Origin of the sequence: Serratia sp. PGPR-27 (assembly GCF_022678525.1) — a bacterium.
Taxonomy (GTDB): Bacteria; Pseudomonadota; Gammaproteobacteria; order Enterobacterales; family Enterobacteriaceae; genus Serratia; species Serratia nematodiphila.
In genome coordinates, this window is sequence record NZ_JALBYS010000005.1 from 35,736 (window position 1) to 54,351 (window position 18,616).

General features: G+C 60.4%; 16 protein-coding genes. 12 read left to right on the plus strand and 4 right to left on the minus strand.

Features of this window, described 5'->3' with window-relative positions:
• Positions 1 to 148: 148 nt before the first annotated feature.
• From lon to MMS95_RS04325, 5 genes are all read left to right on the plus strand, one after another.
• Entirely contained in the window at positions 149 to 2,503 is a 2,355-nt protein-coding gene (gene lon, locus MMS95_RS04305) for an endopeptidase La (protein WP_004940352.1), read from the plus strand.
• A gap of 216 nt (positions 2,504 to 2,719) precedes the next feature.
• Positions 2,720 to 2,992 carry a nucleoid-associated protein HU-beta gene (gene hupB / locus MMS95_RS04310; RefSeq protein WP_004940351.1) on the plus strand — a complete coding sequence of 91 codons (273 nt, stop codon included), beginning with the start codon at positions 2,720 to 2,722 and terminating at the stop codon, positions 2,990 to 2,992.
• Positions 2,993 to 3,170: 178 nt separating this feature from the next.
• A complete protein-coding gene (gene ppiD, locus MMS95_RS04315) occupies positions 3,171 to 5,054 on the plus strand; it encodes a peptidylprolyl isomerase (protein WP_242141413.1) in 1,884 nt (627 codons plus the stop codon).
• Positions 5,055 to 5,192: 138 nt separating this feature from the next.
• On the plus strand, positions 5,193 to 5,567 hold the full coding sequence (locus MMS95_RS04320; RefSeq protein WP_004940345.1) for a ComEA family DNA-binding protein: 375 nt from the start codon (positions 5,193 to 5,195) through the stop codon (positions 5,565 to 5,567).
• 154 nt (positions 5,568 to 5,721) lie between these two features.
• Positions 5,722 to 6,135, plus strand: coding sequence for a thioesterase family protein (locus tag MMS95_RS04325; protein ID WP_025301769.1), 414 nt, complete (start codon positions 5,722 to 5,724; stop codon positions 6,133 to 6,135).
• 36 nt (positions 6,136 to 6,171) lie between these two features.
• On the opposite strand, the gene queC is transcribed toward MMS95_RS04325, so the two are convergent.
• A complete protein-coding gene (gene queC / locus MMS95_RS04330) occupies positions 6,172 to 6,870 on the minus strand; it encodes a 7-cyano-7-deazaguanine synthase QueC (RefSeq protein WP_004940343.1) in 699 nt (232 codons plus the stop codon).
• Positions 6,871 to 6,985: 115 nt separating this feature from the next.
• Positions 6,986 to 8,701 (minus strand): SgrR family transcriptional regulator, encoded by a 1,716-nt coding sequence (locus tag MMS95_RS04335; protein ID WP_033633999.1) that lies wholly within the window; start codon positions 8,699 to 8,701, stop codon positions 6,986 to 6,988.
• A 104-nt stretch (positions 8,702 to 8,805) separates the two neighbouring features.
• Between MMS95_RS04335 and cof the strand changes: the two genes are divergently transcribed.
• A complete protein-coding gene (gene cof / locus MMS95_RS04340; protein ID WP_085336555.1) occupies positions 8,806 to 9,630 on the plus strand; it encodes an HMP-PP phosphatase in 825 nt (274 codons plus the stop codon).
• 60 nt (positions 9,631 to 9,690) lie between these two features.
• Here the strand turns inward: cof and MMS95_RS04345 are convergent, their stop codons facing one another.
• The gene (locus MMS95_RS04345) at positions 9,691 to 10,731 is read right to left on the minus strand and encodes a PLP-dependent cysteine synthase family protein (RefSeq protein WP_033633998.1); all 1,041 of its coding nucleotides are present in this window, start codon (positions 10,729 to 10,731) and stop codon (positions 9,691 to 9,693) included.
• Between the two features lie 122 nt (positions 10,732 to 10,853).
• Between MMS95_RS04345 and MMS95_RS04350 the strand changes: the two genes are divergently transcribed.
• From MMS95_RS04350 to amtB, 5 genes are all read left to right on the plus strand, one after another.
• Positions 10,854 to 11,315 (plus strand): Lrp/AsnC family transcriptional regulator, encoded by a 462-nt coding sequence (locus tag MMS95_RS04350; RefSeq protein WP_004940330.1) that lies wholly within the window; start codon positions 10,854 to 10,856, stop codon positions 11,313 to 11,315.
• A gap of 92 nt (positions 11,316 to 11,407) precedes the next feature.
• Positions 11,408 to 13,183, plus strand: a complete 1,776-nt coding sequence (smdA, locus tag MMS95_RS04355) for a multidrug efflux ABC transporter permease/ATP-binding subunit SmdA (protein ID WP_242141414.1) — start codon at positions 11,408 to 11,410, stop codon at positions 13,181 to 13,183.
• Entirely contained in the window at positions 13,176 to 14,954 is a 1,779-nt protein-coding gene (gene smdB / locus MMS95_RS04360) for a multidrug efflux ABC transporter permease/ATP-binding subunit SmdB (protein ID WP_033633996.1), read from the plus strand. Before smdA ends, smdB begins: the two co-directional genes overlap by 8 nt.
• 278 nt (positions 14,955 to 15,232) lie before the next feature.
• The gene (gene glnK / locus MMS95_RS04365; RefSeq protein WP_004940327.1) at positions 15,233 to 15,571 is read left to right on the plus strand and encodes a P-II family nitrogen regulator; all 339 of its coding nucleotides are present in this window, start codon (positions 15,233 to 15,235) and stop codon (positions 15,569 to 15,571) included.
• A gap of 35 nt (positions 15,572 to 15,606) precedes the next feature.
• Entirely contained in the window at positions 15,607 to 16,893 is a 1,287-nt protein-coding gene (gene amtB, locus MMS95_RS04370) for an ammonium transporter AmtB (protein WP_033633994.1), read from the plus strand.
• A gap of 90 nt (positions 16,894 to 16,983) precedes the next feature.
• Here amtB and tesB read toward each other — a convergent pair whose 3' ends face one another.
• Positions 16,984 to 17,847, minus strand: a complete 864-nt coding sequence (gene tesB, locus MMS95_RS04375; RefSeq protein WP_015376854.1) for an acyl-CoA thioesterase II — start codon at positions 17,845 to 17,847, stop codon at positions 16,984 to 16,986.
• A gap of 231 nt (positions 17,848 to 18,078) precedes the next feature.
• On the opposite strand from tesB, the gene MMS95_RS04380 reads away from it, so the two are divergent.
• Entirely contained in the window at positions 18,079 to 18,570 is a 492-nt protein-coding gene (locus tag MMS95_RS04380) for a YbaY family lipoprotein (protein ID WP_015376855.1), read from the plus strand.
• Positions 18,571 to 18,616: the final 46 nt, after the last annotated feature.

An 18,616-nucleotide genomic window follows, 5' to 3' on the forward strand; every position in this document is an offset into this window, starting at 1 on the left:
CCCCCATTTCTTTTTCCTGCATTCTTGCCGTTGAATGTAAGAGATTCATCCCCATATACTCATTAACCAGATTTTATGAAACGTTAGATGCTTGCGTCTCATGAGATTCCCCCTCAACCTGGCGGAAATTAAACTAAGAGAGAGCTCTATGAACCCTGAGCGTTCCGAACGCATTGAAATCCCCGTTTTGCCATTGCGCGACGTGGTGGTTTATCCGCACATGGTGATCCCGTTATTTGTTGGCCGGGAAAAATCGATTCGGTGCCTCGAAGCCGCAATGGATCACGATAAGAAGATCATGCTGGTGGCACAGAAAGAGGCCTCAACGGATGAACCTGGCATTAACGACTTGTTCTCGGTCGGCACCGTAGCGTCGATCCTGCAGATGCTGAAGCTGCCGGACGGCACGGTAAAAGTGCTGGTCGAGGGGCTGCAGCGCGCACGCATCACTACGCTGTCCGACAGCGGTGAGCATTTCGCCGCGCAGGCGGAATACCTTGAGTCGCCGGCTATCGACGAGCGCGAGCAGGAAGTGCTGGTGCGCACCGCGATCAATCAGTTTGAAGGCTATATCAAACTGAACAAAAAAATCCCGCCGGAGGTGCTGACGTCACTCAACAGCATCGACGACGCCGCGCGCCTGGCGGACACCATCGCCGCCCACATGCCGCTGAAACTCAGCGACAAACAGTCGGTGCTCGAGATGTCCGACATCACCGAGCGTCTGGAATACCTGATGGCGATGATGGAGTCGGAGATCGACCTGCTGCAGGTTGAGAAACGCATCCGCAACCGCGTCAAGAAGCAGATGGAGAAGAGCCAGCGCGAGTACTATCTGAATGAGCAGATGAAGGCGATTCAGAAAGAACTGGGCGAGATGGACGACGCGCCGGACGAGCACGAAGCGCTGAAGCGCAAGATCGATGCGGCGAAAATGCCGAAAGAGGCGCGCGAAAAAACCGAAGCGGAACTGCAAAAGCTGAAGATGATGTCGCCGATGTCGGCGGAAGCGACCGTGGTGCGCGGCTACATCGACTGGATGCTGCAGGTGCCGTGGAATGCGCGCAGCAAGGTGAAAAAAGACCTGAACAAGGCGCAGGAAGTGCTCGATACCGATCACTACGGCCTGGAGCGCGTGAAAGATCGCATCCTCGAGTACCTCGCGGTACAGAGCCGCGTCAGCAAAATTAAGGGGCCGATCCTGTGTCTGGTGGGGCCGCCGGGCGTGGGTAAAACCTCGCTGGGGCAGTCGATCGCCAAGGCGACCGGTCGCCAGTACGTGCGCATGGCGCTGGGCGGCGTGCGTGACGAAGCGGAAATCCGCGGTCACCGTCGTACCTACATCGGATCGATGCCGGGCAAACTGATCCAGAAGATGGCCAAGGTTGGGGTGAAGAACCCGCTGTTCCTGCTGGATGAGATCGACAAGATGTCTTCCGACATGCGCGGCGATCCGGCCTCCGCTCTGCTGGAGGTGCTGGATCCGGAACAGAACGTGGCGTTCAACGACCACTACCTGGAAGTGGATTACGATCTGTCCGACGTGATGTTCGTCGCCACCTCGAACTCGATGAACATTCCTGCGCCGCTGCTGGATCGTATGGAAGTGATCCGCCTGTCGGGTTATACCGAGGACGAGAAGCTCAACATCGCCAAACAGCATCTGCTGCCGAAGCAGCTCGAGCGCAATGCGCTGAAAAAAGGCGAGTTGACGGTCGACGACAGCGCCATCATCGGCATTATTCGCTTCTATACCCGCGAAGCCGGGGTGCGCAGCCTGGAGCGTGAAATCTCCAAACTGTGCCGTAAAGCGGTGAAAACGCTGCTGATGGACAAGAAGCGCAAGCATATCGAGATCAACGGCGACAACCTGAAGGATTACCTGGGCGTGCAGCGCGTCGATTACGGCCGTGCGGATACCGAAAACCGCGTGGGGGAAGTCACCGGGCTGGCGTGGACGGAAGTGGGCGGCGATTTGCTGACCATCGAAACCGCCTGCGTGCCGGGCAAAGGCAAGCTGACCTACACCGGTTCTCTGGGTGAAGTGATGCAGGAATCGATTCAGGCGGCGCTGACCGTGGTGCGCGCGCGCGCGGAGAAATTGGGCATCAACGCCGATTTCTACGAGAAACGCGACATCCACGTGCACGTGCCGGAAGGGGCGACGCCGAAAGATGGCCCGAGCGCCGGTATCGCGATGTGCACCGCGCTGGTCTCCTGCCTGACCGGCAACCCGGTACGCGCCGATGTGGCGATGACCGGCGAGATCACGCTGCGCGGTCAGGTGTTGCCGATCGGCGGCCTGAAAGAGAAGCTGCTGGCGGCGCATCGCGGCGGCATCAAAACCGTGCTGATCCCTTACGAGAACAAGCGCGATCTGGAAGAGATTCCGGACAATGTTATCGCCGATCTGGAGATTCATCCGGTGCAGCGAATCGATGAAGTTTTGAACATTGCGTTGCAAAACCCGGCCTTCGGCGCACTGCCGGTAGCGGCAAAATAGTGACGAATCGCAAAAACCATTGATAAAACTTATACTGGCAAGCCATTTCGGACTTGCCAGTATTTTTTTGTACCGCTAAGTTAGATCTCTGTCGGCCCGCGTTTTGTCACCCAGTCGGTGGCTTGCCAAGGTTCGATGGGATTGATATAACAGCTGCGCTGTCGCAACCGTAGGGATTTTTCGGTGCGACGATAGAATTCTAGAGGGGATGATAGAGTGAATAAGTCACAACTGATCGACAAGATTGCCGCAGGTGCTGATATTTCCAAAGCGGCAGCGGGACGTGCTTTAGACGCAGTAATCGCTTCCGTTACCGACTCCCTGAAAGCAGGGGATGACGTGGCTCTGGTAGGTTTCGGTTCCTTTACCGTGCGTGAACGTTCGGCCCGTACCGGCCGCAACCCGCAAACCGGTAAAGAGATCAAGATCGCGGCAGCCAAAGTACCTGCCTTCCGTGCAGGGAAAGCGCTGAAAGACGCTGTAAACTGATTTAGCGTCTAACCGTTTAGCGTAACAGGGTTTTGTAATAAACAATCACCTGACGCAGCGGTGCTGGTAAGGTAAGATACAAGGCGCATCGGACTGATGCGCTTTTTTTATTTTTGTCGCAGGGAACGCGCCTGCGCAAGGGTTGTTAATCCACATCACAGCGGAGTGTTGTCACACTATGATGGACAATTTACGCGCGGCTGCCAATCACGTCGTGCTCAAAATCATCCTGGCCCTGATCATCCTGTCATTCGTTCTGACCGGGGTGGGTAACTACCTGATCGGCGGCTCCGGCGATTATGCTGCGAAAGTAAATGGTCAGACGATCGAACGCGCTCAGCTGGAACAGGCTTTCCAAAGCGAGCGCAACCGCATGCAGCAGCAGCTGGGTGACCAGTTCTCTGCGCTGGCCGGCAACGAAGGCTACATGCAGCAGATGCGCCGTCAGGTGTTGTCCCAGTTGATCGACAACATGCTGCTCGACCAGTATGCCAAGAAGCTGGGCCTGGCGGTCAGCGACGATCAGATCAAGGACGCCATCCGCAAGGCGCCTTACTTCCAGACCAACGGCCAGTTCGATAACGCCAAATATCTCGATCTGATTGGCCGCATGGGCTACACCGCCGACAACTTCGCGCAGTCGATGCGTCAGCAGTTGGTCAATCAGCAGGTGATCCAGGCCTTCGGCGAGTCCGGTTTCGTGCTGCCGTCTGAATCGCAAGCCATGGCGGCGCTGGTGCTGCAGGAGCGCGACGTGCGCCTGGCGACCATCGATTTGAAAGCGCTGCAGGCGAAACAGAGCGCCGGCGACGACGAACTGAAGGCGTATTACGATCAGAACAAGAACAGCTTCATCGCCCCGGAGCAGGTGAAGGTGAGCTATATCCCGCTGGACGCCGCGTCCATGCAGGACAAGGTGAAAGTGAGCGAAGAGGACATCAACGCTTACTACGACCAGCACAAGAGCAGCTACGGCCAGCCGGAGCGTAAAAACTACAGCGTGATCCAGCTGAAAACCGAGGCGGAAGCCAACGCGGCGCTGGACGAGCTGAAGAAGGGCGCCGATTTCGCCACCCTGGCGAAAGAAAAATCCACCGACATCATCTCACGCCGCACCGGCGGCGAGCTGGGTTGGCTGGAGCCGGAAACCACTGCCGACGAGCTGAAGCAGGCTAACCTGACCGAGAAAGGGCAGCTGTCTGGCGTAGTGAAATCCTCCGTCGGCTACCTGATCGTGCGTTTGAACGACATCGAACCTGAGAAACTGAAACCGCTGAGCGAAGTGCATGACGCCATCGCCAAGCAGGTGCAGCAGGAGAAAGCGGTAGACGCCTATTACGCGCTGCAGCAGAAGGTGAGCGAAGCGGCGACCAGCGACAACGAATCTTTGGCCTCGGCTGAGGAAGCGGCCGGCGTGAAAGCGGCGCAAAGCGACTGGTTCACCCGCGACAACATCCCTGCCGCGCTGAACTTCAAACCGGTGGTGCAGGCGATCTTCGACGGCTCGCTGATCGGCGAGAACGGCGCGCCGGGCAGCAACTCCGACGTGATCACCGTAGACGGCGACCGCGCTTTCGTGGTGCGCGTGAGCGGCCACAAGCCGGAAGGCATCGAACCGTTCGACCAGGTAAAAGACCGCGTGGCGGAACTGGTGAAACGCAACAAGGCGCTGCAGGCAGCGAAGCTGCAGGGCGAGAAGCTGCTGGTTGAGCTGAAGCAGGGCAAGGGCGACGAAGCGATGAAAGCCGCCGGCCTGAGCTTTGGCGCCGTGCAGAAGATGGCGCGCGCGCCGGAAGACAGCCAGCTGGTGGAGAGCGTGTTCGCGCTGCCGCACCCGCAGGACGGCAAGCCGGTGTACGGCATGTCGCAGGATCGTCAGGACAACGTGGTGCTGATTGCGCTTGATGCGGTGAAGCCAGGCACGCTGCCGGAAGACGAAATGAAAACCTTCGTCGGCAAGATGGAAGAGGGCGCGACCGGCGTTTCCTTCGATTCGCTGCTGGCGAGCCTGCGTAAAGAAGCCAAGATCAAAATGGGCGCCGCTGAGCAACAGCCTCAGTAATCGCCGCATTTTTCTGCAACGCAGTGCAACAAACAAAGGCCGCTTTCGCGGCCTTTTCCATATCTGACATCCGTCGATTGCTGAATATTCGCCGCCGCGGCAAGGTAGCCGTGCTGTCACACACAAGGAGGATACAGCATGCAATATTCAGAGAAAAAAGCGTTTTTCGGTTACCGTCGTCACGTTAACGCCGCGCTGACCGCGCTGTTGTTATGCCTGGCCGGGCCGGCCGCCGCGGTGGAAAAAAACGAGGCGCCGATGCTCTCAACACCGGCGAGCCATGGCGGACAATCGGTGATGACCAAGGCAACCGAAGAGGCGGCGGTCAGCATCAATCAGGCCACTGCCGAACAACTGGCCGCCGCCTTGAGCGGCGTCGGCCTGAAGAAGGCGGAAGGCATCGTGCGCTATCGCGAACAGAACGGGCCGTTCACCCAGGTTGAGCAGTTGCAGGAGGTGCCGGGCATCGGGCCGGCGCTGTTTGAGAAGAACCGCACCCGGCTGAAAATGTGATCCCGGTCGCGGCTGCGTGGCAAAATGGCGCTGAGGCCGTGACTCCTCTGCTACATTTTACAGGTCTTACCAGTTTGGCGCGTTGACCAAACGGGCGAGGGAGCCAGCGCGGCTCCCTCTTTCTGTAATCACCAGGCAGGAGCGATCGTTCCCTATGCAAACCTTTATCAAAGTTCGCGGTTATCACCTTGATGTCTACCAGCACGTTAACAATGCCCGCTATCTGGAGTTTCTGGAGGAGGCGCGCTGGGAGTGGCTGGAAAACGAGGCAGGGTTCCGCTGGATGACGGAAAACAACATCGCTTTCATCGTGGTGAACATCAATATCAATTACCGCAGCCCGGCGGTATTGGGGGATAAGCTGCGTATCGACAGCCAGATGGTGCAGCTCAACGGCAAGAGCGGGGTACTGAGCCAAAAGGTGACGCAGGATCCGGCGGGGACGCCGGTGGCAGACGCGCTGCTGACTTTCGTGTGCGTCGATCTGAAAACGCAGCGTGCGCTGCCGATCGAAGGAGAATTGCGCGAGCACCTGGAGGCGCTCACGCTGAAGGAGAATCCGCAGTAAGCTCACGGGCGGCATAGGCTGCCGCCGTCACTGCCCTCAGGCCAGGCCGGCTTTCTGTTTCAACGCCGCCATCACTTCCGCCTGGTTGGCCCGGTACTGCGTCAGGCCATTGGCGCGCAGGTTGCAGGCGGCGCACTCGCCGCAGCCGTCACCCTTGATGCCGTTGTAGCAGGTCAGCGTATCCTGGCGTACGCGATCCAGCTGGTGGTAATAATCCGCCAGTGCCCAGGTCTCGGCCTTGTTCAGCCACATCAGCGGCGTTTCGAAGCGGATATCGCGGGCGATGCCCAGCGTCACCGCCTTGTTCAGCGCTTTAACGAACTCGTCGCGGCAATCCGGGTAGCCGGAGAAATCGGTTTCACACACGCCGGTGATCACCGCTTCCGCTTCGACCTGGTAGGCGTAGATCGCCGCCAGCGTCAGGAACAGGATGTTGCGGCCCGGCACGAAGGTGCTCGGCAGCGCATTTTTCTGGTTGGGATCGTAGGCGGGAACCGGAATATTGTCGCGCGTCAGGCTGCTGACGGCCAGCTCATTGAGCAGCGTTACGTCCAGCACCTTGTGCGCCTTGGCGCCGAGGGCTACCGACAGCTCTTGAGCCACTTCAATCTCGGCGCGATGGCGCTGGCCGTAATCGAACGTGACGCAGTGAACTTCGTCATACTGTTGCAATGCCTGTATTAAGCAGGTCGTGGAGTCTTGTCCACCGCTGAAAACGACAACCGCGCGCTTCATAAAATCACCTTTTTGGGCTTTGGCCTCTCCCGATACACATTCGGGCGGCAGGATAAAAATTGCGTTGCGGCGACAATAGTAGCAGAAAGGGCCGTCAGACGCAGGGCGGTTCGGTTCAGGCCGCTCCGTCGTCCACCGGCGGCGGCAGCCACGCCTGGCAAAAATCGAACCAGCCGTGGGCGGTCAGCGTGACGCCATGCATGCGCGGCGGCGCGCTGATCTGATACTGGTAGTGAAACAGCGGCGTGATGATGGCGGCGGCCATCAGCTTTTGATAATAGGCCTGCAGCCGTGCGAAACGCGGTTGCTGCGCCTGCAGCTGCTGGATCTGCCGCAGCGTATCCTGTTGCTGCTGCCAGCGGCTTTCCGTCAGGATGCCGCGCCACAGCGTATCCTGCCGCAGCCAGCTCTCCAGCGTCGCCTCCGGCGCTTCGCCGATCAGGTTGTCCGCCAGCAGCAGATCGGCCTGGGCGATCTGCTCCTCGCTTTGCCAGCGCTTGCCGGCATAGTAACGCACTTCCAGCTCGCAGCCGTGCTGCGCGAGCAACCGCTGTAGCGCGGCCGTCACCGTTTCCAGCTCGACCGGCGGCCGATACAGCAGCGTCAGCCGGGCGGGCAGGGCGACATCCTCTTCGACCTGTTGGCGGGGGATGCGCCAGCCGGGCAGCATTTCATGGCTGGGGGTGATCACACTGTTGGGGATCGGCAGATGGCTCAGCAGGCCGGACTGCTGGATCAGCATCAGCAGCTTTTGCCCCTGTGCTTCGTTCAGCACGCCGTGGCGCAGGTTCAGCGCCAGATAACACCAGCCCAGGCTCATGCTGCGCTGCACCGGCCGGGCCTGCGCTAAATCGTCTTGCTGGCCTATGGTGATGCGCACCGGATGCTGGCAACTGGTGTAGGTGCCGGCGGTAGGTAAATCGGGGGTGATCCAGTATTCGATGGTATCCAGATACGGATGCTGCAGATGATAACCGGCGTGCTGTTCCAGCCGCACCAGTTGCGGCTCATTCAGTGTCAGCTTGAACGGGCCGGCGCCGATGGCCGGCAGCTCCGGGTGAGTCATCAGGCAAGGCAGCTCCGCCAGACGGTGGGCCAGCCAGTAGTCCGGCAGGTGTAGATCGAACTGAATGCACAACGGATGCGGCAGGCTGATGCGCGCGACGTTGGCCAGGCTGGGTTGGCTGCGCGGATGGCGCTGCAGTTTTTCCAGCGTTTGCAGCAGTTGGTGGCCGGTCAACGGTTCGCCGTTGTGCCAGCGCAGCTGGCTGCGCAGAAAGAAGCGCCAGCGCAGGCCGCGATCGCTAATCTGCCAATGGTGCGCCAGATCGGGCTGCGGTTCCGGGTTACCGGTCATCAGGCGCGTCAGTCCGGCGTGCAGGGTCGACACCAGATGTTGTTCGGCGCGGCCGGTCAACGTGAGCGGGTCGAGCGCTTCCAGCGTGCGGTAATAGGGAATGCGCAGCGTCGGGCTGCCGGCCTGCCATTGCCCGCCGAGGTGCGGGCTGAGCAGATCCTGCAGGTGCTGCGGATCGAGCTGCGCCATCTCCAGCGCCCCCTGATGATTGCCCTGTTGCAGCAGCTGTTGAAGTAGCTGCGCGCGCAGTTCATCCGGGGTTTTCAGGCAGTGCAGGCGAGCGCGCTTACCGCGGCCGGGCTGCGAATGCCAGCTCAGCCAGCCCTGATCCTGCAGCTGCTGCACCAGCGTGCGGGCATGGCGTTCGCTGCAGTAGAACATCGCCGCCAGCTCGCCGATGGTCACGGCGACCGGCGCGCTGCCGAGCTGTTGATACAGGCGTTGATATTGGCTGAGGCGGTGAACCAGGCGCATGGGCAGAAATCCGGAACAGTTTTCTCAAATTGTTCACTATTACTTCCGCAAATGCCATCCCATACTGCAGTGATTGTAATCGTGTTCACATTCATGAGGTCTTTATGTATCGCCTGGCAGCTTTCGATATGGACGGCACGCTGTTGATGCCGGATCACCGGGTTGGCCCGGAAACGCTGGCGGTGCTGAACCAGCTGGTGGAGCGGGAGATGGTGGTGACGTTCGCCACCGGGCGCCACTACCTCGATGCGCAACCGATCATGGCGCAACTGGGGCTGCAGGGGTACCTGATCACCGGCAACGGCACGCGGGTATATGACAACCGCGGCCAACAGCTGCACGCCACCGACCTGCCGGCGGCGGTGGCCGAAGAGGTGCTGCATCATCATTGGCGCACTCGCGCCAGCATGCATGTATTCCGCGACGAAGGTTGGCTGACCGAGTTTCCCGTGCCGGAAGAGATGCTGCGGGCGCATCACCTGAGCGGTTTTCGTTTTCAACTGGCCGATGTGCGCCGTCTGCCGGCGTTCGGCAACAGCAAGGTGTGCTTTGTCGCGCCACATGAGGAGTTGCTGGCGTTGCAGGTGCAGCTGCGGGCGCAATTGGGCGACGAGGCAGACCTGTGCTTTTCCGCCTACGACTGTCTGGAGGTGCTGCCGCTCGGTTGCAACAAAGGCACGGCGCTGGAGCGGCTGAGCTGTCATCTGGGGCTGACGATGGCCGACTGCATGGCGTTCGGCGACGCGATGAACGACAAAGAGATGCTGGGAGCGGTGGGGCACGGCGTGGTGATGGGCAACGCCCTGCCGCAGCTGAAATCCCTGCTGCCGCAGCTACCGGTTATCGGCCATTGCCAACAACAGGCGGTGGCTCACTATTTACAACATTGGCTGCGTTCACCTTGCCTCACCTATTCCCCCGAAGAATGAGGTTCTCCTTACAGCCGGCCGGGTATGACTACCCGGCTTTTTTTTACCCGAAGCCTGGCGTTACAAATCCGCCAGCTGCGCGAGATACGGCTGCAGATCGCCGATGTTGTTGCTGACCCAATCCGGGTTGTAATAGGTATCCAGATAACGCTCGCCGCTGTCGCACAGCAGGGTGACGATCGCCCCTTGCTCGCCGTTTTCCCGCATCTGCTTCGCCAACTGCAGCGCACCCCAAACGTTGGTGCCGGTAGAGGCGCCAACCTTGCGGCCCAGCACGCCTTCCAGCCAGTGAATGGTGGCGACGCTGGCGGCATCCGGCACGCGCAGCATGTTGTCGACCACCGAAGGGATGAACGACGGCTCGGCGCGCGGGCGGCCGATGCCTTCGATACGGCTGCCGCAGCTGCCGATCAGGGTGCGATCGCCGTGGTGGAAGCAGTCATAGAACACCGAGTTTTCCGGATCAACCACCGTCAATTGGGTGTCGTGCCCCTGATAGCGGATGTAGCGCCCCAGCGTGGCAGAGGTGCCGCCGGTGCCGGCGCTCATCACGATGTGTTTCGGCACCGGGAAAGGTTCGCGCGCCATCTGGCGGAAGATGCTGTCGGCGATATTGTTGTTGCCGCGCCAGTCGGTGGCGCGCTCGGCGTAGGTGAACTGATCCATATAGTGGCCGTTCAGCTCTTTCGCCAGCTGTTCGGAGGCAGCGTAGATCTGGGCGGCGTGATCGACGAAATGACAGCGGCCGCCGTAAAAGGCGATCTGCTCCACCTTGCGGCGCGCGGTGCAGGACGGCATCACCGCGATGAATGGCAGGCCGATCAGACGGGCGAAGTAGGCTTCGGAGACCGCGGTGCTGCCGGAAGAGGCCTCGATGATGGTGGTGTTCTCGGTGATCCAGCCGTTGCACAGGCCATAAAGGAACAGCGAGCGCGCCAGGCGGTGTTTCAGGCTACCGGTCGGGTGGGTGCTCTCATCTTTCAGGTACAGGCAGATGCCGGGAAACGCCGGCAGGTTCAGGCGAATCAGGTGCGTATCGGCGGAGCGCTGAAAATCCGCTTCTATCTCACCGATAGCATATTTTACCCAAGAGTTTGTCATGATATGGCCTCAGAATAGGGGGCTGGTTTATGGCGTAGCATAGCCTGTCGGCGGGAAAAAAGGATTGCCATTTTCCCTGTTTAATCGCCTAATGGGAGAAAATTTTTCTCCGGGTGGCCGCTATGTTAGATAAAACAGACCGTAAGCTGCTGTGCATGCTGCAGCAAGATTGCACCCAGTCGCTGCAGGCGCTGGCCGATGCGGTCAATTTGACTTCGACGCCTTGCTGGAAACGGCTGAAGCGCCTGGAAGACGAAGGCTATATCCGCGGCCGGGTGGCCTTGCTGGATAACGAAAAGCTCGGCCTGGGGCTGACGGCGTTCGTGCTGATCAAGACCCAGCAGCACAGCAGCGAGTGGTATCAGGCGTTTGTGCAGCTGACCAGCCAGATGCCCGAGGTGCTGGCGTTCTACCGGATGGCGGGGGAGTACGACTACCTGATGCAGGTCGAAGTGGCGGACATGAAAAGCTACGACGGCTTTTATAAGCGCCTGGTGAACGGCGTACCGGGCCTTATTGACGTCACCTCGAGCTTTGCCATGGAAAAAATCAAATACACCACCGCGCTGCCGGTGCCGGAGTGAAAAGTTAACCGGACGGGCGGCTCAACGGTGGTATCCTGCTCTGCTGAAGCAGAAAAAGAGACAAATCCCATAAAATCCTGGAATCAAACTGCGTGAGATTATTTGCACAAATCGGCTGGTACTTCCGCCGGGAGTGGCGCCGCTACCTCGGGGCGGTGGTGCTGCTGATCGTCATCGCCATCCTGCAACTGTTGCCGCCTAAGCTGGTCGGCATCATCGTGGACGGCGTCACCGAAAAACAGATGTCCACCGGCGTGCTGTTGGCCTGGCTCGGGCTGATGATCGGCACCGCGATCGTCGTTTATCTGCTGCGCTATGTGTGGCGGGTGCTGCTGTTCGGCGCTTCCTACCAGCTGGCGGTCGAACTGCGCGAAAACTTTTACCGCCAGCTCAGCCGACAAAACCCGGCGTTCTACCTGCGTCATCGCACTGGCGACCTGATGGCGCGCGCCACCAACGATGTGGATCGCGTGGTGTTCGCCGCCGGTGAAGGCGTGCTGACGTTGGTGGATTCGCTGGTGATGGGGGTGGTGGTGCTGGTGGTGATGAGCACCCAAATCAGCTGGCAGCTGACGGTGTTGGCGTTAATCCCGATGCCGCTGATGGCGATCGCCATCAAATATTACGGCGACCAGCTGCACCAGCGCTTTAAATCGGCGCAGGCGGCGTTTTCCAGCCTGAACGATCAGGCGCAGGAAAGCATGACCAGCATCCGCATGATCAAGGCCTTCGGGCTGGAAGATCACCAATCCAACCGCTTCGCCGACGTCGCGGCGCAGACCGGGGCCAAGAACATGCACGTGGCGCGGGTGGATGCGCGCTTCGATCCGACCATTTATATCGCCATCGGCGCGTCTAACCTGTTGGCCATCGGCGGCGGCAGCTGGATGGTGGTGAACGGTTCGCTGACGCTCGGGCAACTGACCAGCTTTGTGATGTACCTCGGCCTGATGATCTGGCCAATGCTGGCGCTGGCCTGGATGTTCAATATCGTCGAGCGCGGCAGCGCAGCCTACAGCCGCATCCGCAGCCTGCTCGACGAGGCGCCGGCGGTGCAGGATGGCCCGCAGGCGTTGCCGGCCGGGCGCGGCGTGCTGGAGGTGGATATCCGCGCGTTCCACTACCCGGAAAACTCGCATCCGGCGCTGCACGATGTGGCGCTAACGCTGAAACCAGGGCAAATGCTGGGGCTGTGCGGGCCGACCGGGGCCGGCAAATCGACGCTGCTGTCGCTGATCCAGCGCCAGTTCGACGTCGATCAAGGGCAGATCCGCTATCACGGCCTGCCGTTGCCGCAGGTCAAACTCGACGACTGGCGTTCGCGGCTGTCGGTGGTGAGCCAAACGCCGTTCCTGTTCTCCGATACCGTGGCGAACAACATCGCACTGGGTCATCCGGGGGCGACGCAGGCGCAGATCGAACAGGCGGCGCGGTTGGCCAGCGTCCATGAGGACATTCTGCGGCTGCCGCAGGGCTATGACACCGAGGTGGGCGAACGCGGCGTGATGCTGTCGGGCGGACAGAAACAGCGCATCTCCATAGCGCGCGCGCTGCTGCTGGATGCGGAGATCCTGATCCTCGACGATGCGCTATCGGCGGTGGATGGCCGTACCGAACACCAGATCCTGCACAACCTGCGCAGCTGGGGGCAAGATCGCACGGTGATCATCAGCGCACACCGGCTGTCGGCATTAACCGAGGCCAGCGAAATCCTGGTGATGCAGCACGGCGGCGTGGCGCAGCGCGGCGATCCGGCGGCGCTGGCGGCGCAGCCGGGCTGGTATCGCGATATGTACCGCTATCAGCAGCTGGAAGCGGCGCTGGACGAAGCGCCGGAAAACGGTGAGGAGGCGTTGGCCGATGAATAAAGTGCAAAAGCTGTGGCCGACGCTGAAGCGCCTGTTGGCCTACGGTTCGCCGTACCGCAAACCGTTGGGGGTGGCGGTGCTGATGCTGTGGGTGGCGGCGGCGGCGGAAGTCGCCGGGCCGATCCTGGTGAGCTATTTTATCGATAATTACGTCGCCAAAGGGCAACTGCCGCTGATGATCGTCGGCGGGCTGGCGGCGGCCTACATTCTGCTGGAGCTGCTGGCGGCGGCGCTGCATTACTTCCAGGCGCTGCTGTTCAACCAGGCGGCGGTAGGCGTGGTGCAGCGGCTGCGCACCGACGTGATGGACGCCGCGCTGCGCCAGCCGCTCAGCGCCTTCGACACGCAACCGGTCGGGCAATTGATCTCGCGCGTCACCAACGACACCGAAGTGATCAAGGACCTGTACGTGATGGTGGTCTCCACGGTGCTGAAAAGCGCCGCGCTGATCGGCGCCATGCTGGTGGCGATGTTCAGCCTCGACTGGCGCATGGCGTTAGTGGCTATCTGCATCTTCCCGGCGGTGTTCGTGGTGATGGGCATCTATCAATATTACAGCACGCCGATTGTGCGCCGGGTGCGCAGTTATCTGGCGGACATCAACGACGGCTTCAACGAAGTGATCAACGGCATGGGCGTGATCCAGCAATTCCGCCAGCAGGTGCGCTTCGGCGAGCGCATGAGCGCCGCCAGCCAGTCGCACTATCTCGCGCGCATGCAGACGCTGCGGCTCGACGGTTTCCTGCTGCGGCCGCTGCTCAGCCTGTTTTCGGCGCTGGTGCTGTGCGGTTTGCTGATGTTGTTCGGCTTCAGCGGTGAAGGCGTGATTGGCGTCGGCGTACTCTATGCCTTCATCAACTACCTGGGGCGTTTGAACGAACCGTTGATCGAGCTGACGTCACAACAGTCGATCCTGCAGCAGGCGGTGGTGGCCGGCGAACGTATTTTCGAACTGATGGATCGCAGCCAGCAGAGTTACGGTACCGACGATAGTCCGTTGGCCGGCGGCCGCATCGACATCACCGATCTGAGCTTCGCTTACCGCGCGGACAAAAAGGTGCTGCAGCATATTTCGCTGTCGGTGCCGTCGCGCGGCTTCGTGGCGCTGGTCGGGCACACCGGCAGCGGCAAGAGCACCTTGGCCAACCTGCTAATGGGTTATTACCCGGTCAGCGAGGGAGAAGTGCGTCTCGATGGCCGCCCGATCTCCAGCTTGTCGCACCGCACGCTGCGCCAGGGTGTGGCGATGGTGCAGCAGGATCCGGTGGTGATCGCCGATTCGGTGCTGGCCAACGTCACGTTGGGGCGCAATATCGAGGAACACGCCGTTTGGCGGGCGCTGGAAACGGTGCAGCTGGCGGATCTGGTGCGTGGCTTCCCACAGGGTATCCATACCCGGCTGGGGGAGCAGGGCAATAACCTGTCGGTTGGGCAGAAACAGCTGCTGGCGATGGCGCGGGTCTTGGTGCAGGCGCCGCAGATCCTGATCCTCGACGAGGCGACCGCCAATATCGACTCGGGCACCGAACAGGCTATCCAGCGCGCGCTGCGTGCGATCCGCGAGCACACCACGCTGGTGGTGATCGCTCACCGCCTCTCGACGATCGTCGATGCCGATTCCATTCTGGTGCTGCATCGCGGCCAGGCGGTGGAGCAGGGCAACCATCAACAGCTGCTGGCGCAGCAGGGGCGCTACTACCAGATGTATCAGCTGCAGCTGGCGGGCGAGCAGTTGGCGGAAGCGGTGCGCGACGAGAGCCAACCCGCCTGATCCCACGGGCCGCGATCGCGGCCCTTATTTTTCACAACGCACCACAAGCAGGCAACTCCGCCAGGCTACGCCCCCTTTCTGCACTTTTTCGACGCGACGCGCACCAAATCAGTGCGCATTATTTAACCCATTCAAGGTATCGGTACTGCACCGCGCCGCGGCGCCGCCCGCGTGCTCGCTAATCCGCTGAATCGCCATGCAAAATAAAATTTGGCACAGCCCTTGCTACATATGAGGCGTACCGGGGTGAGTTTGGGCTTAATTCGTGGAGAGGCAATATGAAGCTGGTGACCGTGGTAATCAAACCGTTCAAGCTGGAGGACGTGCGCGAGGCCTTGTCCTCCGTGGGCATTCAGGGGTTGACCGTAACCGAAGTGAAGGGCTTTGGCCGCCAGAAAGGGCACGCCGAGCTGTATCGCGGCGCCGAATATAACGTCAACTTCCTGCCCAAGGTCAAAATCGATATCGCCATCGCCGACGATCAGTTGGATGAAGTGGTTGATGTCATTAGCAAAGCCGCCTACACCGGCAAAATCGGCGACGGCAAAATTTTCGTTGCCGAATTGCAACGCGTGATCCGTATTCGCACCGGCGAAACCGACGAATCGGCACTGTAACCGCGAACTCAGTTAAGTGATGGGGATGATTGATAATGAAAAGACTGTTATCCATGTTGGGCCTGAGTTCGGTAACCCTGGTTCCTTCTTTGGCCCTGGCCGCCCCGGCGGTCGCCGATAAGGCCGACAACGCCTTTATGATGATCTGCACCGCGTTGGTGCTGTTCATGACGCTGCCCGGCATCGCGCTGTTTTACGGCGGCCTGCTGCGCGGCAAAAACGTGCTGTCGATGCTGACGCAGGTCACCGTCACCTTCGCGCTGGTCTGCGTGCTGTGGGTGTTGTATGGCTATAGCCTGGCGTTCAGCGAGGGCAATGCGGTGTTCGGCGGATTCCAGACGGCGATGCTGAAAGGCATCGGCATCGACAGCGTCACCGGCAGCATCAGCCAGATGATCCACGTCGCCTTCCAGGCTTCCTTCGCCTGTATCACCGTGGCGCTGGTGGTGGGTGGCTTCGCCGAACGCATTCGCTTCTCGGCGGTGCTGATCTTCGCGATCCTCTGGTTCACGCTGTCTTATCTGCCGATCGCGCACATGGTGTGGGGCGGCGGTTACCTGGCCGCCGACGGCGCCTTGGACTTCGCCGGCGGCACCGTGGTGCACATCAACGCCGCCAGCGCCGGGTTGATCGGCGCCTACCTGATTGGCAAGCGCGCCGGCTTCGGTAAAGAGGCCTTCAAACCGCACAACCTGCCGATGGTGTTTACCGGAGCGTCCATCCTGTATATCGGCTGGTTCGGCTTCAATGCCGGTTCCGCCAGCGCGGCCAACGGCATTGCGGCTCTGGCATTCCTCAACACCGTGGTTGCCACTGCGGGCGCCATTCTCTCCTGGACCTTCGCCGAGTGGGTGCTGCGCGGCAAGCCTTCATTGCTGGGCGCCTGCTCCGGCATGATCGCCGGGCTGGTAGCAGTGACGCCGGCGGCGGGTACCGTGGGCGTGGGCGGGGCGTTGATCATCGGCCTGGTGGGCGGCGTCGCCGGCCTGTGGGGCGTCGTGACGCTGAAAAAATGGCTGAAAGTGGACGACACCTGCGACGTGTTCGGTGTGCACGGGGTGTGCGGCATCGTCGGCTGCCTGTTGACCGGGGTGTTCACCGCCTCTTCACTGGGCGGCACCGGTTACGCCGAAGGGGTGACGATGGGCCATCAGGTCTGGATCCAACTGGTGAGCGTGCTGATCACGCTGGTGTGGTCGAGCGTCGCCGCCTTTATCGCCTTCAAGATCGCGGGCGCCATGGTGGGATTGAGAGTGCCGGAGGAGCAGGAACGCGAGGGGCTGGACGTCAACAGCCACGGCGAGAGCGCCTACAACCAGTAAGGCTCAAAGCAGGGCAGTGCGCTAAAGACTAAAATAATGATGAAGCCAAAAGGGGCGATGGAAACATCGCCCCTTTCTTTATGCTGCGGATCAGGCGTCGCGTTGGCGAATCACCCCTTCCTGCACGGTGGTGGCGACCAGTACGCCGTCGCGGGTATAAATCTGGCCGCGCACAAAGCCCCGTGCGCCGGAGGCGGAGGAGCTCTCCACTGCGTACAGCAGCCAGTCATCCATGCGGAACGGACGGTGGAACCACATTGAGTGGTCAATGGTGGCCACCTGCATGCCCGGCTCGAGGAAACCGACGCCGTGCGGCTGCAGCGCCGTCGGCAGGAAGTTAAAGTCCGACGCGTAGCCCAGCAGATATTGGTGGATGCGCTGATCGTCCGGCATGCTGCCGTTGGCGCGGAACCACACGTAGCGATGCGGTTCTTCCACGCTGCCTTTCAGCGGGTTATGGAATTTCACCGGGCGCATTTCGATCGGCTTCTGGCCGATGAATTTTTCGCGCACTTTTTCCGGCAGCATATGCGCCAGCTTCTGGGCGATCTCTGACTCAGACAGCAGCCCTTCCGGCGGCGGCACGTCCGGCATCTGGTTCTGGTGCTCGAAACCTTCTTCCGGGCTCTGGAAGGAGGCGGTCATATAGAAGATAGGTTTGCCGTGCTGGATGGCGCTGACGCGACGGGCGCTGAAGCTGTTGCCGTCGCGCAGGGTTTCCACGTCGTAAACGATAGGCTTGCTGCTGTCGCCCGGGCGCAGGAAGTAACTGTGGAACGAATGCACGCTGCGTTCGTCCGGCACCGTCTGTTTGGCGGCGTACAACGCCTGGCCGACCACCTGCCCGCCGAACACCTGGCGCAGCCCCAGATCTTCACTCTGACCGCGGAACAACCCTTCTTCGATTTTCTCCAGATCCAGCAGATCGAGGAGGTTTTGCAATGCCTGGCTCATAAAGTTGTTACCTTTCTAATAATCATTTTGCGCAGTGTGCGGAATATCACGGCGCGGCGTCAACATTTTGCGTTAAGGGGCCGATGAGAATGCTCTTAATCATGGACGCCTTGGGCTGTTTAAGTGATTAATAGGCGGGGTAAAGTGGATTTATCAGTGTTTTGTGCTAGGTTTAATAGGTGAGGTGGTGAAAGCCACCAACATGTTGATAATAAAAAAGGAGACCGATCCATGAAACTCTGGCAAATCGTAGGCGGTGCCGCGGCACTGACGATCACGCTGGCAGGATGCGCGCAAAAGAGTGCCGATGTGCCTACACAGACGGCCGGTAACCCGGCGGCTGCGCAAACGCAGATTCAGGGCCCGGCGGTGACAGGTTCGGTTAATATACGTCAGCGCATTGCGCTGCCGCCGGACGCCGTACTGACGGTCACCCTCTCTGACGCTTCGCTGGCAGATGCGCCGTCCAAAGTGATTGCACAGCGCGCGGTGCGTACTGAAGGACAGCAGGCGCCATTCAGCTTTACGCTGCCGTACAACCCGTCCGACATCCAACCGAATGCGCGCATCATTCTGAGCGCAGCGGTGACGGTCAACGGGCGCCTGATGTTCATTACCGACACCATCCAGGAAGTGGTTAACCGCAACGGCACCCGCGCCGATCTGCTGCTGGTTCCGGTGCAGGGCGTGCCGATGCAGGCTGCGCCAACCGCCATGCAGTAAACTTACTGCGGTACAGCAAGATGAAATCAACAGCCTTTGCGCTTCG